Source organism: Aerosakkonema funiforme FACHB-1375 (genome assembly GCF_014696265.1).
Classification (GTDB): domain Bacteria; phylum Cyanobacteriota; class Cyanobacteriia; order Cyanobacteriales; family Aerosakkonemataceae; genus Aerosakkonema; species Aerosakkonema funiforme_A.
In genome coordinates, this window is the sequence record NZ_JACJPW010000077.1 from 24098 (window position 1) to 39626 (window position 15529).

Genomic DNA, 15529 nt, shown 5'->3' on the forward strand with positions numbered 1-15529 from the left:
AGGAGGTGTATAATTATGCAATTCACTAGCGTCGATACAATGGGAAAAATTACTACAACTATCGCGGTTACGAATCGTTTGGATGAAGGTCTGGTAGAACGGGGTGTGATTTCAGCACAGGAAGTGCGATCGATTACTCTCAAAGATGTGCTAGTGGATACGGGAGCTACTACTTTGTGTTTGCCAGCCAATGTAATTTCGCGATTGGGATTATCCCTCCTCAAAGAAGTTGATATTGCTACAGCTACGGGATTGGGAAAAGCGCGAATCTTTCAAGATGCCAAAATTTCTTTGCTGGGAAGAGAGGGAACTTTTGAGTGTGTAGAATTGCCGTCAGGTGCAGATCCATTGCTTGGTGTAATTCCGCTAGAAGCGCTGGGTATTGAACTGGATTTGCAAAATCAAAGACCGATCCTTTTACCCATGAATCCAACAACAAGTTATTTAAGAATATAGTAAAGTAACTGGAAATTTCGTCAAGAATTTTGTTAATAATGGGGCACGAGCAAATTAAGATGAACGCGGCCATAAACGTCTGACCAACCAAGTCAAGGTTGCTGCTACGATCGCTACACTGAGAGTATACACCAACGGGACAGCAGGATCTAACCAGGGTTTTGGGACTAGCTGAGAATTGGTGAGAAGCAATCTAACAGGGTCTTTGGGATCTTTTCCGAGTTTATCCAGAGACGCAACGAAGGAGCCGACAGTCCATCCCATACCGATAATAGTAACGGTGTTTTGGAAGTTGCGATCGCGTTCGGCTTTATCAACTTCGACGCGGCTGCGAATGGCATTAATTGTATTTTCTAGCAGCCTCAAACCTCGTTCCAAATTTTCCGTATCTTTCTTTATTTGTTGCAGGTATTTTTCCGTTACCAATTTACTAAATTTACTTAAAAATTTCAGTTCTGTTTCGACTTTAGCTTTGGTTTCGATTCTCTCTAACCGATTCACATAATTATTCAAATTGATATCTATTGTGCGCCCTTGAAAATCCAGCTTATTTAAGTCGATGGTATACTTATTCAACGTATCCTGTACCACCGCCAAAGTTTTCCGAAATTTGGATAATTCTTCCCTTTGGTAACTAGCTTTGCCGATAGATTTACCAGAATCTTCAACGGTGACAAAATAATTTTTTATAGTTTCTTTGAGCAACCGACTTTGGCCGTAAGCCCACAAAATTTTGTGACGATAGCTAAATAAACGCATCCAATCATAATAAAAGCGATGAGCTTCATTTGTGGCTGTGGCTTCATCGGGATATAAAACAATAATAACGTGCTGGTTCTCTTGAAGACTTGCAATATTTGTCGCGTCGGTAAAGCCCTCTTTCATCACCAAGCGGTATCGCGAAAGTTCAAAGATATTTGCGCCAAGAAATTGACCCTTGCCATCCAAGTCGTGTTCCCAATTTGAACCTGGCATTAATGCCTGATAGCAAGCTTGGGCAATTTCTTCTGGGCTTTTTTTATTAGAATTAGGCAGCCAGCCAGAAATCATCCAGGTTTGTCCAATCGTAGCTGTTTGGCCGTTCAATCTGCGCTCAATTTCTGCTTTGAGTGCGGCAAAGCATTTGCTTGGTTGAGCCTGAGTAACATCGTTAACGGAACAATCTAACAGCAATCCATAAGTATCGTTTAGCCGCACGGGATAGTAATAGCCTTGAAACGGATACTCTGTATTGGTAGTTTCAAAGTTTTCAGTCTTTGCGGCTAAAAGTTCCACATATTCAGCTTCAAAAGCATCATCAAGTTGAAATAGAGTTTGGCGATCGCTTCCCGGTATTTTTTTCTGAAACCTGTCTCGATTCAGGTTAATTTCCGACTGACTTTCGCCCAAGCCATTTCTCAAATCGTAGATAAAAAGGTCGAGAGTAGGATAGATGATGTCGCTCATAATAATTTAAATTTAACACAGAAAATTTCAGATAGCGAAATTTGCGCCAGAATCTGGCAGTTTGCTATCTGAAATTTTCAATTTGTTATTATACCAAATCTGGGTCTGTTACCCCCTTTTTCAGTCTCAATGTTCTTCTCCAACTCCGCCGCTCTCCCACTCCATAAGCTCTCCCACTCTCCCACTCTTCCAAGGATAATGGGGATAATCGAAGCGGATTTGGTATTACCCGATGGTTTGCTTAAGGGATTGTTTCGCTTTGGCAAATAACGAGAGCGGTTGCTATATCTAGAACACGCGATCGCATTTTTCAAAAAATCTTTTAGACAAATGGAAACTTCAAGTCATTTCCGGATACTCAGTTGGTTGTTCCTTTTGGTGATTTAAGGTGCTATTTTTGCGACCGTATGTGAAATATAATACCAAACCAATTGCCATCCACGCAAGTAACCGCAACCAAGTATCGGTAGACAGAGCAACCATTTGCAAGCCAGATGTAATTACTCCTAAAATCGGCACTAAGGGAACCAGGGGTGTTTTGAAAGGTCTGGGCAAATCCGGTTGGCTGCGACGTAAAATTGGCACGGCAAGGGAGACAATTAAAAATGCGAATAAAACTGCCATCGAACTCAATTCTCCCAACAAATCGATCGGCAACAATCCGGCGCAGAGGGCGGCGAAAATTCCCGATATAATAGTTGCAATGTGGGGTGTTCTGAATTGGGGATGAACTGCTGCTAATAGAGGTGGTAGCAATCCATCTTTGGCTATGGCATAAAGAACTCTCGATTGTCCCAACTGCGATACTAAAATTACCGAACTCAAACCTGCGATCGCTCCGATTTTAATCGTTGGTGGCAACCAGGGCAATTCCTCTTTTATCGCATTTACACCCACAGCAATTGGATCGGGTACATTCAGTTGTTGATAAGGTACAATTCCTGTCAACACCAGGGACACTCCTACATAAAGGATAGTGCAAATGAGCAACGAACTCATAATTGCGATCGGCATATCTCTTTGCGGATTTCGCGCTTCTTGTGCTGCACTAGCAACTGCATCGAAACCCGTGTAAGCAAAAAAGACAACTCCTGTACCGCGCAAAATTCCACTCCATCCAAAGCTGCCGAATTCTCCTGTATTCGGCGGAATAAAAGGTGTCAAATTTAGGTTGTTGATGTGAGCGAATCCCAAAAAGATAAACAGTAAAATCACCGTAATTTTAATGATGACGATCGCATTATTAAATTTTGCCGTTTTGCGAATTCCTACAGTTAGCAATACCGTCATCAGCACCACAATAAACATCGCCGGTAAATTCAGCGGCGGATTGCAAAACTCTGGTGGAATTACAATTCCCACATCTTTTAGCAAGCTGACTAAATATCCCGACCAGCCTACTGCAACCGTAGAACTGCAAAAGATATATCCTAAAATTAAATCCCATCCAACTATCCACGCCACCACTTCGCCCAAAGTAGCATAAGCGTAAGTGTAAGCGCTGCCAGCAATGGGAATCATGGTAGCAAATTCCGCGTAGCACAGTGCCGAAAATGCACAGCCAACAGCTGCCATCATAAATGATATGACAACTCCTGGCCCAGCGTGATTGGCAGCTGCCTGTCCCGTCAGGACAAAAATTCCCGCACCGATAAGTATACCAATACCCAGTGCGATGAGATTGAATAAACCGAGCGATCGATCCAATCCATGACCGTTTTCAGCCGAAGCTTCTTCGACTAACCTGTCTACGGATTTTTTATTAAATAATTCATTTACCATTGGTCACTCGATTTTGGATTTTGGATGAGAGGATTTTGGACTTTGGATTGCCTGGGCCTTAAAAAAACGGGAGATCTAATTCTTCAAAATTTTTTTCACGAGTAGCTTAACATATATATATCCAAATTTTGCAGCAGAGTCAGAAATCGGGTTTCTTCAGACTTACGCAACTAGCACATTAATATATATATCTCCTCCAAAAGAATCTCACAGACAGGCAGGATGCCTATCGCACAAGAATTATTGGAGATATCTATTGTGTAGGGGCGATCGATCTGTGGGTTACCTCGATCGCGGCCAAAAGCGAATCACCAACCAAGTCAAGGCTCCTGCTAAAATTGTTATACCTAAGTTATAGACAAATGTGGTAGTAGGTTGTACCCAAGGTTCTGGAACGTGCAAAGAATTGCCGACAATGTGTGTAACGGCATCGTCAACGCCTTCCGGCGGCAAATCTCCAAATAAAGTTATAGCACCAAATCCTACACCTAAAATAGCGACAGCATTTTGAAAAATGCTATCCCGTTCTGCTTCGTCAACTTCCACACGACTGCGAAGTGTATTAATTGCACTATCTATTAAACTCAAACCCAGCTTTAAGTTGTCAGAATCTTTTGTGATTTGGAGAAGATATTTATTTTCAGCTAAAGCGCTAAATTCCTGCATGAATTCCAGTTCGCTATCTGCACCCGCTTTTTTGGCGATCGTTTCCAATCGTTTTTTATAATTGCCCAAATTTATATCAATAGCGTGGATTTGAAAGTCTAGATATGTTAGTTCTATAGAATAAGGATTTAACGTTTCCTGTACCAGCTCTAACTGGTAACTGATTTGTTTTAAATTTAATTCTCTTTTATTGCCTTTTCTATAAAATTTTATACTATTTTGTATAATTGCCAAGTATTTTCGCAGGGATTGTTTCAACAGCCTGCTTTGACCGTAACACCAAAGAATTTTGTGCCGATAGTAAAATAAACGTATCCAATCATAATAAAACTTTGCCCCCTTTCTAGCAGCATCTTCATGAGGATATAAAATAATAATAACGTGCAGATTTTCTTGAATATCTTGAATGCTTGTCGCCGATGTCGTGCTTTCGGAAATCTTCACCCTATACCGCGACAGTTCAAATATATTTGCACCCAAAAATTGCCCTTTATCTTCCAAGTCCTGTTCCCAACTTAAACCTGGCATTAACGCTTGATAACAAGCTTTAGCAAGATTTTCTATGCTATAATTGTCAGCGTTAGGCACTTGTCCGGAAATCATCCAAGTTTGGCCAATTGTAGCCACTTGATTGTTCAGTCTTTTTTGTTCGATATCAGCTTTCAGCGCTGCAAAACATTCTGCTGGTTGAGGATCGGTTTGATTGTTAACAGAACAATCTACCAACAAACCATAAGTATCCCCCAGACGCACCGGATAGTAATAACCTTCAACAGGATAGGGTTCCTCGTTAGAGACAAACCGTTTGTGTTTTGGCTTAACTAAAAGTTCCACATATTCTGCTTCAAAATCGCTATCGAACTGAAACAGAATTGGACGCACACTTTCCGGAAGTTTTTTCAGAAAAACTTCCCGATTTTTTTCCATTTCTTCGTGTGTATCGCCCGCCCCATTTCTCAGGTCATACAAAAATAAATCTAGCGTCGGATAGATGATTTCAGTCATGCGATTTTAGATTTCAGATTTCAGATTTTAAAAAATCCCCCCTATCACCCAGAAAAACACAAATTATCTGCGTTGATCTGCGTTCATCTGCGGTTAAAAATTTCTCAAACTATTTCGCGCCAATGAACTGTTTGAGTTGCTCGAAACGACCTAACTTTTTGGTGGTTTCCACTGGAGCGGGATTACTCAAAATACTGATGACCATGTTGTTAATTTCATTGCTTTTAAAATCCGATTCGTCCGTCTCCGGAGCGAAACCCCGTGTAGCTATTTCTGGCGTCGGTGGGATTATTTCTTCTACTTCAGATTGAGTGGGAATTAACTCTTTTGGAATATTGCCATTGACATTATCCAGTTGCGATTTAGCAGATTGATATAATTGATTTAAGTTTGGGTTCGCTGCAATTACCGTCATCAAAGTTGGTTCGATATCGGATTCCCAAGCATCCGGGTCGAGGGAAAGTTGTGCAGCGACATCGGATAAAGTTGATTCTTCATCTTCGCTTAAGGGAGATTCTAAATCCTTAAGCGCTAACATCAGAGCCAGTAAAGAATTGTTAACAACGGCGTTCATAGCTCTACACAAAGCAGTATTTTTACGTAAGTATATATATTAACTCAAGTTGCGGCGATTAAGTAGAGTGCGTCACAAGGATAAACTCGATCGTTACTCCTAAATTTCTGTATTCTGACGCACCTTATCGACTCAAAATTAATTATTAGCAATTTGAGTTATTACCTGAATCGCGCACCCATGAACCGAGAAGCTTTAGTAGTAGGTATTAATCGCTATCCAATGCTGAAGGATAAACCCACCAGCAAACCGCGACATTTGATGAAATCGGCGGCGGATGCAGAAGCAATAGCGCAATTTCTGGAAACCTACGGCAATTTTCGGGTACAGCGCTTACCTGCTATTAATATCGAAGGTTCTTGGCAAGTAGATTCCGATCCCGCACCCAGGAATTTAATTCAAGCGCAGGATTTAAAAAAAGCGATCGCCAACCTCTTCAATCCCCCCAGCAGCAGTATACCCGATACCGCGCTGCTATTTTTCGCCGGACATGGGTTGCGTTCCCACGAAGGCGGCGTCACCGAAGGTTTTCTAGGGACATCCGAAGCTAACCCATTGCGCGGAAAATGGGGACTATCGCTACAATGGTTGCGCCAATTATTGCAGGAAAGTCCGGTACGACAGCAGATAGTATGGTTGGATTGCTGTCATAGCGGCGAATTACTCAACTTTGCCGAAGCAGACCCAGGTAGTCGAGGGAAAGCGCGGGACAGATGTTTGATCGCTGCATCGCGAGATTTCGAGGTAGCTTACGAAGAAGTAGGCGGCGAACATGGCATTTTGACAAGTGCGTTATTGCAAGGTTTGAAACCAGAAAATCATGCGGAAAGTTGGGTAACGAATTATAGCTTAGTCGATTTTATCAACAAGCAATTGGCAACATCGCGCCAACGTCCGATATTTCATAATTCCGGCGGCGAGATTATTCTGACTGGTGAAAAAGAAAAGATAGAACGTGCTGTTTTAATGGCGGGAGTTTGTCCTTATAAAGGATTGCAAGCTTTTGATTTCAATGATGAAGATGCCAAATATTTTAAAGGTCGGACAGCACTGACAGATTTGCTATTGGATAAAGTCAGAGAAAGTAATTTTCTGGCAGTAATGGGTGCTTCTGGTAGCGGTAAATCTTCTGTAGTGAAAGCCGGATTACTTTATCAATTAAAATTAGGACAAAGATTATCTGGCAGCGAGACTTGGCCGATTTTAATTGTTCGACCGGGGGAACATCCACTCAAAAGTTTAGCGCGGGTGTTTGTGGAAGAAAACCTCACCCCCCCAACCCCCCTTCCCTACGAGGGAACGGAGGAGAATGACACCCCTCTCCTGGTAGGGTCGGGTTCATCCCAATTAGAAAAAGCGGAAGAATTGATTGCTGCTGGTGCAGTTGGATTGAGAGAATTGGTAAAAGCTAAACTCTCAAAAACTTCAGAAACCCGGTTTTTCCAAAAAACCGGGTTTCTAACCCAAAAAACCGGGTTTCTAAACCAGCGCGTAGTTTTAGTAATAGATCAATTTGAGGAATGTTTTACTCTCTGCGGGGATATCGAAGAACGTCAGAAATTTTTTGAGTGCATTTTAGGTGCAATCAAACAGACAGATACTCAACTTTGTCTGGTCATCACCATGAGGGCAGATTTCTTTGGGAAATGTGCCGAACAGGAATATGCAGGATTATCTCGACTGATTCAAGATTCTCAGGTGACGGTGACACCGATGAATCGGGAGGAAATGGAGGAAGCGATTACCGAACCTGCAATAATGGTGGGTTTGGAAATGCAGCGGGAACTCGTCGAACAAATGCTTCAAGATGTGGAAAAATCACCCGGTATGCTGCCGCTATTGCAATACACGCTAACGGAATTGTGGCAGCGACGACAAGTGAATCGTTTGACATTGGCAGAATATACCAAACTGGGTGGAGTAAAGGGAACGCTGCAAAATCGTGCCGATGAAGTTTATCAAAAATTATCACAAGAAGAACAACTTACTACCAAACGAATTTTTTTGGAACTTACCCAACTGGGAGAAGGAACCGAAGATACCCGCCGCCAGATATTCAAATCGGATTTAGTTAGCGAAAAGAACCCGCAAGTTTTGGTAGATGCAGTATTGAATCAATTGACAGATGCGCGGTTGTTGGTGACATCGGAACTGGCGGCGCGGGGAGAAGCCAAAAAAACGGAAACTGTGGTGGATGTTGCCCACGAAGCGTTGATCCGCTATTGGCCATTATTGCGTAATTGGGTGAATGAAAACCGAGATGCGATTAGAATTGAGCGCAAAATTGAGGCGGAAGCGGAAGATTGGGAAAGGAAAAAAAAGCCAAAAGATGACTTGCTGGTGGGGTCGAAGTTGGTAGAGGCGGAGAATTATCTCAAGGATTATGCAGAGTTGGGTTTGCTGTCGTCGCTGGGGAAGGAATTTATCGAGAAAAGTATCAGGAGGAGAAGAAATAACCGCCGTCGTAATGTTGGTATTGTTGCTGTCTTTGTGGGGGCGATGAGTGCAGCTGCGGTGGGGTCTACGATTCTGTGGTTCAACGCGGAAAAGGAGACCGTAGTGGCGACGCTAGGGGAAAAAGCTGCCACGGTGAAAAATTTGCTGGATGTCAATCCTGTCAATGGTTTAGTGCTGGCAATTGGGGCGACTGGTGAGAGCAAGGATAAGTTGCCGGAGGTTCTTCCATCGGTTCAGTCTAGCTTACTCAGTGCCATCCAAGTACCCCAAGAGCGCAATCTTTTCAAAGGACATGAGAACCGTGTCACCTCAGTCGCCTTCAGCCGGGATGGAAAATACATTGTCTCTGGTAGTTTTGACAAGACTGTGCGATTGTGGGATATCAAAGGCAATCTTATCGGTCAACCTTTCAAAGGACATCAGGATCGTGTGACCTCAGTCGCCTTCAGCCGGGATGGAAAATACATTGTCTCTGGTAGTTTTGACAAGACTGTGCGATTGTGGGATATCAAAGGCAATCTTATCGGTCAACCTTTCAAAGGACATCAGGATGTTGTCTACTCAGTCGCCTTCAGCCCGGATGGAAAATATATTGTCTCCGGTAGTGCGGACAAGACAGTGCGATTGTGGGATATCAAAGGCAATCCCATCGGTCAACCTTTTATCGGACATCAGAATTATGTCAACTCAGTCGCCTTCAGCCCGGATGGAAAATATATTGTCTCCGGTAGTTTAGACAACACAGTGCGATTGTGGGATATCAAAGGCAATCTTATCAGTCAACCTTTTGTCGGACATCAGCAATTTGTCACCTCAGTCGCCTTCAGCCCGGATGGAAAATCTATCGTTTCCGGTAGTGCGGACAAGACAGTGCGATTGTGGGATATCAAAGGTCAACCTTTTGTCGGACATCAGTCTGCTGTCTACTCAGTCGCCTTTAGCCCGGATGGAAAATATATTGTCTCCGGTAGTGATGACAAGACAGTGCGATTGTGGGATATCAAAGGCAAACCCATCGCTCAACCTTTTGTCGGACATCAGGGTATAGTCAACTCAGTCGCCTTCAGCCCGGATGGAAAATATATTGTCTTCGGTGGTGAGGACAAGACAGTGCGATTGTGGGATATCAAAGGCAATCCCATCGGTCAACCTTTTGTCGGACATCAGAATTATGTCTACTCAGTCGCCTTCAGCCCGGATGGAAAATATATTGTCTCCGGTAGTTGGGACAACACAGTGCGATTGTGGGATATCAAAGGCAATCTTATCGGTCAGCCTTTCCAAGGACATCAGAATTATGTCACCTCAGTCGCCTTCAGCCCGGATGGAAAATCTATCGTTTCCGGTAGTTTAGACAACACAGTGCGATTGTGGGATATCAAAGGCAATCTTATCAGTCAACCTTTTGTCGGACATCAGAGTTATGTCAACTCAGTCGCCTTCAGCCCGGATGGAAAATCTATCGTCTCCGGTAGTGATGACAAGACAGTGCGATTGTGGGAGATCAAAGGCAAACCCATCGGTCAACCCATCGGTCAACCTTTTGTCGGACATCAGGATGGTGTCTCCTCAGTCGCCTTCAGCCCGGATGGAAAATATATCGTCTCCGGTAGTCGCGACAACACAGTGCGATTGTGGCAAGCTGGCGATTGGCAAACTTGGCTGTCTGTGGGGTGCGACAGGTTGCGGGAACATCCGGTACTTGTGCATCCGGAAAATGAGGATCAGAAATCTGCCGCACAAACTTGTCGGAAGTATGTTTGGAAGGAGGCGGATGCGTCGAAATAGTTGTCTGGAGTGCCAGTCCAGTAGAAGAGGGGTGTGGTCAAAACCCGTTGGTAGTAATGAGTAGGGGGAGCAGGGGAAGCAGGGGAAGTAGGGGGAGTTAAAATCTGCACCAACTACTTATGACCACACCCGTAGAAGAGGTTGACAAAAGAGATAAGGTGTGTTTCTATTTAGACCTCGGCAGGGCGAAGCATTCGGATAGAAAATCTTGGGTTTTGTGCAATAAATTGTCGCCCGAATGCTTCGCCCCTACACAATACAGCCCCGACGCTTTATTCCCTAGTTTTTAGCTATATTATTCCCATATTAAGTTTAGTTGTTCTTGCGCTTTTTGTAAAGCTTTTGCTGGAGATTCGCCTAGCATAGTTGATTCGATCGCTCTCCCCAAACTTTCAGATAGGCGGCTATAACCGGGAATAATCGGTCGAGAACCGGCGGCATTCATTTGTTGGAGGAAAACTTTGAGGACAGGTTTTTGCTGAAGCAATTTTTGATAAGCGGGACTGGCGGCGGCGTTAATATTTATGGGTAAAAATCCTGTGGCAATACTCCATTCAATTTGGAATTCGTCACTCAAAAGATATTCTAAAAATTTAATAGAAGCTCGTTCTCTCTCTGGTGTGGTTTTCATCACAAACATATTGTTGCTACCAAACACAGTTGCTTGCTTGCGATTTCCCGGAACAGGAAAGACATCAAAATCAACTTTACTTTTCATTATCAATGTCCAAGGCCCAGTTAACTGCATGGCAACGCGACCGGCAATGAAATCATCTTCTTCATATCCCCGTTCTGGTGCAGAGAATTTTGTAGAGCCATCTTTTATCAAATTTTGCCAAAATTGTAAAGCTGCGATCGCACCTGGATTAACCAAATTAGGGCGGTTATCTTTGACTAAGTTTCCATCAGCACCCAACAAGAAAGGAAACCAAGTAAAAACCGTCCATTCTCCTTTACCCAAAGGCATTAACATCCCGTATTGTTCCGGATAACCATCGCTATTGCGGTCTAAGGTTAGTTTTTTCGCTACTTGGCGAAGTTCTGCCCAAGTTTTTGGCAACTCGGTAATCCCCGCCGCTTTAAAAAGTGTCGGTCTATAAAAAATGCCGATATTTCCCGCAAACATGGGAACTGACCAAACATGGTCATATAACTCCATTTCTCCCCATAATTTGGGCATTATTTTTGACTTTAGCGGCGATTTGTTCAGCCAATCATCTAAAGGTCGAATCGCTCCAAGTTCAACTAACTGGCCTGTAATTTGGGTGTTGAATGATAAGATATCTGGGGGAGAATTACCGACGATCGCAGTGAGAATTTTGGGTAACTGTTGGTCTAATTGTCCGGCGTAGATAGATTCTACTTCAATATCTGGATGATCTTGATTAAATCGATCTACGACTTTTTGAAACACATCCCGATTGGGAGGGGGATTAATACCATGCCATACGGTGATATGCGTAACGCCTTTATCTTTTGGGGCTGTAGTTTGACAAGCAGTTAATATAAGTAAAGATAGGCTGAGTAAAATAATTGTTAGGTAGCGCGAACAAATATTTAAAATTTTCATACGTTTATTGTTAGGCTATTTATTTGGGGATGGTGGGTTACGACACGCTCTGAAAGGGAGAGGGAAGCGGAGAAATTTTTGACTTTTGACTTTTAGATTGCCCGTGCCTAACCCACCCTACACTTAGATAAGATTTTACGGATTTGATGAGAGAATCTATTTGTTAACAAAATCTTTTGTTATACTGGTTTCGGCTCTGGTATAAATATAAGTTTTTGGCTCGGTTAATTTTTGAGTTTTAAATCTTTTTTCCGCTCTATACCAAAAGTCTGTATCTTCTCCAAAATCAAGGTTATTAAAACCATTCAAATCAAAAAATACGTGCCTTTTCCCAAAAAAGGTTGCCCCGAATACACAATACTTTATGCTAATCAGTTTATCTCTTTGGAAGTAATCGGGTACGAAAAGTTCTTCGTCTTCAGAGTACAATCCACCTTCAATTAAGTCAATTTCGGGATGAGCTTTCATATATTCTAAGCGTGACTGTAAATGCTCTGGTTTATATTGGTCATCGCTGTCTAAAAAGGTGATGTAATTGCCAAATGATGCTTGTATGCCAGCATTTCTGGAATAACCGGGCTTCCTATTTTTATGTTTGAGATAGCGAATGTTATCAAATTTTTGGACAAAAGACTCGACAATTGCAAAGGTATTGTCATTACTGCCATCATCGACTATAATCAGTTCCCAATTTGGAAACGTTTGTGCGATCGCACTATTAATACAGTCGCTTAAATACTTAGCTCGATTGTAGGTAGGAAGGATAATGGAGATTTCCGGAATTAGGATAAAATTCAAACCGCTCATTTCATCTGTCCTTTAGTTATACTTGAATATTGGGGATTAACATCTGAGCGATGACCAATCAATTTTCAGGTGGATTTTTAGAATTTGGGCGATTGGAGAAATTATCCACACCCGATAACCCCCGAATCCGACTTAACTGAGTCAAAGCCCAGCGTGCAGTTTGTTGCACTTCCTCATCGGGATCGTCAACTGCGTGGCGCAAAAGTTGACTGACTTGAGCCATCATATCAAAAATGCGCGTCACATCTCGAATCGCGTTTTTCCGCACCTCTGGATTGTCATCTTGCAGGGACATAGCTAAAGCGCGATTCATCGGCTTGAGCGTGCGGGTGCCGATTTGGGATAGCGCTTCTAAAATTAAGCTGCGCTGCATAGAATCTGCATCCATCATTATTTCCAGTAGAGGCTGTACCGCTCTAGAATCGCCTCTTTGTGCTAATTCCCAAATGGCTTTGCGCCGTTTTGTCGGATCGGGATTTTGCAGATCTTTAATTAATTCATCAATTATATTGATTTTGGGTAGGCGAGTCGGTTCTCGAATTTCTAAAGCTTCTGTTTGGGGCGATGTTGTTGATTGTTCGAGAGGTTTATTTTCACCAACTGGGGAAATGGAACTGCTGTAGATGTTTGTCTCTAACTGCGGCTGTGCAGTTAATTCTTCTGTATGTTTGTTTTCTAAGACCGATGAAGTATCACCGATGTAGCTGTTTGTTTCGATTTGGGAATGGTGGCTTAATTCTTCCGCAGGTTTATTTTCCCAAACCGATGAAATGTCATCGCTGTAGCGGTTTGTTTCTGCCTGCAAGTGTGGGGCTGGTTGTTCTGGATATGTATTTTCGGAGATAGTTGAAAAGCCATTGTTTTGGGCATTTTTATCAGTTTGTGATTGAAATGGGTTAGCCTTGATGTCTGGGGTGTCAGTGCGATCGGACTCTGGATCTGGAGGCAGCTCTTCAGCTACACTTTCCGTGCGATCGCTAGGGTGTCTCACCACGTAAAACAGCCCCACTCCACCGATAATCAAAAGGACTGCCCCTGTACCTATCCACAATAATGGTGAGTTGAGGTTAAAACTTTTAGTCGTTTTAGCCGCTGTAGTTGGCTTGGGAGTCGGTTTTTCTTTACTGAAGTTAAGGTCGCTAAAATCTGGAACAGTTTCTTTTGGGGAAGGTTTTGCAGTTGGGCTGGGCGAGTTGCGCTGTGCAAATAGAGTTGCCCCAGGTGTAGTGGCAAACAACTTACCGATTCCCGTCTCCAAGATGAGCAAGTCCGACTGAGGCGCGGGGTAGCCATAAATTGGCGCTCCAACGGCACTGGGGCTAAAGCCCAGGCAAGTCATACAAGAAAGCAGAAATAAAGCGGAGCGTGAGGGCGACATAAACTAACTCAGGGGTAGAAGGGGCTGCCAGTATAACCCACTGGGTAGATGACTTTGAGCTAGTTTAATCCTAAACTGGCATTTGCCAAGAAACTCAGCCCTGATGCGTTAGCGATCGCAAAGTCTTCACAAACACAGTAGAAATTGGCAACTCCCTGCCGCTAATTTAGCGCCAAATTTCCGATTCAGATTCGGCAATTTTGACGGTAACCTTTGCCAATTCTAATTCCGAAGGTGCCAATAAAGGTTGGTTTTCGCTAGAAGGTTTTTCAGTACTGGGGTTAGCTACTGATTTTTTAGACTGAAGCCATTTTGCCAGAATATCCCGTTGATTGACTAGATAGATGCTGACCAGAGTGAGGCAGACACCCATCCATTGATAGGGTGCGAGCGTTTCCGATAGGAAGATGTTGCCAAATAGGAGGGCGAAGACGGGAGTTAGGAAGGTAAGGGAACTGAGACTGGTCAAACTGCCTGCTTTGGCAAAATAAAAGAACAAACCGTAGGCTAAAGCACTGCCAAAAACGGTTGAGTAGCTCAAGGCCATCCAACTGGATAAATCCAATTGCTGCCACTGCTCGGATTCTACAGCTGCTGAGAGACCAAATAAAGGCAAACCTCCCAAAATCATGTGCCAACCTGTAGCTACCACCGGGTCGGCATAGCGACATACGATCCGAATAGTCACCGTTCCCAGCGCCATTGAAAGTGCCGCTAGCAGCATCAGCCACTCACCATTTTGAAACAATTGATGAATATCTACCGATGTGGCGATCGAACCTCCTGCCAGCAAATTTGTTATCCACTCTTGGGGTAAGCCGATGAAACTAATACCCAGGACGCCTATACCAAGTCCCAGCCATCCCCACAATCCTATGCGTTCTTGAAACAGCCACAGCGACAGCACAGCTACCGCCAGAGGTTGGGAGTCGATCATTACCGACCCCAAACCGGCACTGGTGCGAACTAATCCCTCTGCCAAAAAGCCTTGAAACAGCGCCCCATCTACGAGGGCAAACAAGCCAATCCACAGCCAAGCTGACCCAGTGCGGGGCTGGGGTCTTCCAGTTAGCATCGCAAACAGCAACACCAAAACTCCCGCAGGCACCAAGCGTACCCCAGCCATGAATAGGGGTGTGGTTTGGGGCATGACTCCTTTCATTGCTACCATTGCCGTACCCCACAGGAAAAAGGGAGCGATGAGAAGTAAAGAAGCAAAAGGAAGTCTGGATTCAGCGAGCTTCGTTTCCATCCCTGTCAGGGATTCACGGTTTGCCTCCGTTGTTCGCGTGAATGGTAATTGTAAATTTTTTGTCATGTCAAATAAAATTGGGATCGACTGCATTTATTCGTTCGGTGGTTCTTTGGGCTGTTGGGCAGGAAAGATGCCTTACCCGCTAAGCGTTTCGCCCAATCAATAATTTTTGGTTATTGTACGGGAGAGCTATTTTTACTCAGTTATTCTAATTGTATTGAATTATGTATTTCTGTTAAGTAGCTGACACACGTCGAAATATCTGCCAAAAGAACCTGCGCTTTTCCCCCACAAGCTAGGCCAGCCAGTTAACCCAGCCAGGAATAAGGCAAACTAGGGAAGAGG

General features: G+C 43.6%; 10 protein-coding genes. 2 read left to right on the forward strand and 8 right to left on the reverse strand.

Going from position 1 to position 15529, the window contains the following annotated elements:
- The first annotated feature begins 15 nt into the window (after positions 1 to 15).
- Positions 16 to 456: a retroviral-like aspartic protease family protein gene (locus tag H6G03_RS25170; protein WP_242056975.1), complete on the forward strand. Its 441-nt coding sequence runs from the start codon at positions 16 to 18 to the stop codon at positions 454 to 456.
- Between the two features lie 54 nt (positions 457 to 510).
- Here H6G03_RS25170 and H6G03_RS25175 read toward each other — a convergent pair whose 3' ends face one another.
- The 4 genes from H6G03_RS25175 to H6G03_RS25190 all read right to left on the reverse strand — a co-directional run bounded on the left by H6G03_RS25175 (position 511) and on the right by H6G03_RS25190 (position 5929).
- The gene (locus tag H6G03_RS25175; RefSeq protein WP_190470321.1) at positions 511 to 1902 is read right to left on the reverse strand and encodes a hypothetical protein; all 1392 of its coding nucleotides are present in this window, start codon (positions 1900 to 1902) and stop codon (positions 511 to 513) included.
- A gap of 339 nt (positions 1903 to 2241) precedes the next feature.
- The gene (locus H6G03_RS25180) at positions 2242 to 3684 is read right to left on the reverse strand and encodes an amino acid permease (protein WP_190470324.1); all 1443 of its coding nucleotides are present in this window, start codon (positions 3682 to 3684) and stop codon (positions 2242 to 2244) included.
- A 282-nt stretch (positions 3685 to 3966) separates the two neighbouring features.
- Positions 3967 to 5355, reverse strand: a complete 1389-nt coding sequence (locus H6G03_RS25185) for a hypothetical protein (protein WP_190470327.1) — start codon at positions 5353 to 5355, stop codon at positions 3967 to 3969.
- Positions 5356 to 5464: 109 nt separating this feature from the next.
- On the reverse strand, positions 5465 to 5929 hold the full coding sequence (locus H6G03_RS25190; protein ID WP_190470331.1) for a hypothetical protein: 465 nt from the start codon (positions 5927 to 5929) through the stop codon (positions 5465 to 5467).
- Between the two features lie 153 nt (positions 5930 to 6082).
- Between H6G03_RS25190 and H6G03_RS25195 the strand changes: the two genes are divergently transcribed.
- Positions 6083 to 10174: an nSTAND1 domain-containing NTPase gene (locus H6G03_RS25195; RefSeq protein WP_206756645.1), complete on the forward strand. Its 4092-nt coding sequence runs from the start codon at positions 6083 to 6085 to the stop codon at positions 10172 to 10174.
- Between the two features lie 295 nt (positions 10175 to 10469).
- On the opposite strand, the gene H6G03_RS25200 is transcribed toward H6G03_RS25195, so the two are convergent.
- From H6G03_RS25200 to H6G03_RS25215, 4 genes are all read right to left on the reverse strand, one after another.
- Entirely contained in the window at positions 10470 to 11744 is a 1275-nt protein-coding gene (locus H6G03_RS25200) for an ABC transporter substrate-binding protein (RefSeq protein ID WP_190470337.1), read from the reverse strand.
- A gap of 156 nt (positions 11745 to 11900) precedes the next feature.
- On the reverse strand, positions 11901 to 12551 hold the full coding sequence (locus tag H6G03_RS25205) for a glycosyltransferase family 2 protein (protein WP_190470341.1): 651 nt from the start codon (positions 12549 to 12551) through the stop codon (positions 11901 to 11903).
- 58 nt (positions 12552 to 12609) lie between these two features.
- Positions 12610 to 13929, reverse strand: a complete 1320-nt coding sequence (locus tag H6G03_RS25210; RefSeq protein WP_199315474.1) for a HEAT repeat domain-containing protein — start codon at positions 13927 to 13929, stop codon at positions 12610 to 12612.
- Between the two features lie 166 nt (positions 13930 to 14095).
- A complete protein-coding gene (locus H6G03_RS25215) occupies positions 14096 to 15181 on the reverse strand; it encodes a DMT family transporter (protein ID WP_190470359.1) in 1086 nt (361 codons plus the stop codon).
- Positions 15182 to 15529: the final 348 nt, after the last annotated feature.

Coding starts and splice junctions, on each gene's coding strand:
- H6G03_RS25170 (WP_242056975.1), top strand. CDS start 16: ATGCAATTCACTAGCGTCGATACAATGGGAAAAATTACTACAACTATC.
- H6G03_RS25175 (WP_190470321.1), bottom strand. CDS start 1,902: ATGAGCGACATCATCTATCCTACTCTCGACCTTTTTATCTACGATTTG.
- H6G03_RS25180 (WP_190470324.1), bottom strand. CDS start 3,684: ATGGTAAATGAATTATTTAATAAAAAATCCGTAGACAGGTTAGTCGAA.
- H6G03_RS25185 (WP_190470327.1), bottom strand. CDS start 5,355: ATGACTGAAATCATCTATCCGACGCTAGATTTATTTTTGTATGACCTG.
- H6G03_RS25190 (WP_190470331.1), bottom strand. CDS start 5,929: ATGAACGCCGTTGTTAACAATTCTTTACTGGCTCTGATGTTAGCGCTT.
- H6G03_RS25200 (WP_190470337.1), bottom strand. CDS start 11,744: ATGAAAATTTTAAATATTTGTTCGCGCTACCTAACAATTATTTTACTC.
- H6G03_RS25205 (WP_190470341.1), bottom strand. CDS start 12,551: ATGAGCGGTTTGAATTTTATCCTAATTCCGGAAATCTCCATTATCCTT.
- H6G03_RS25210 (WP_199315474.1), bottom strand. CDS start 13,929: ATGTCGCCCTCACGCTCCGCTTTATTTCTGCTTTCTTGTATGACTTGC.
- H6G03_RS25215 (WP_190470359.1), bottom strand. CDS start 15,181: ATGGAAACGAAGCTCGCTGAATCCAGACTTCCTTTTGCTTCTTTACTT.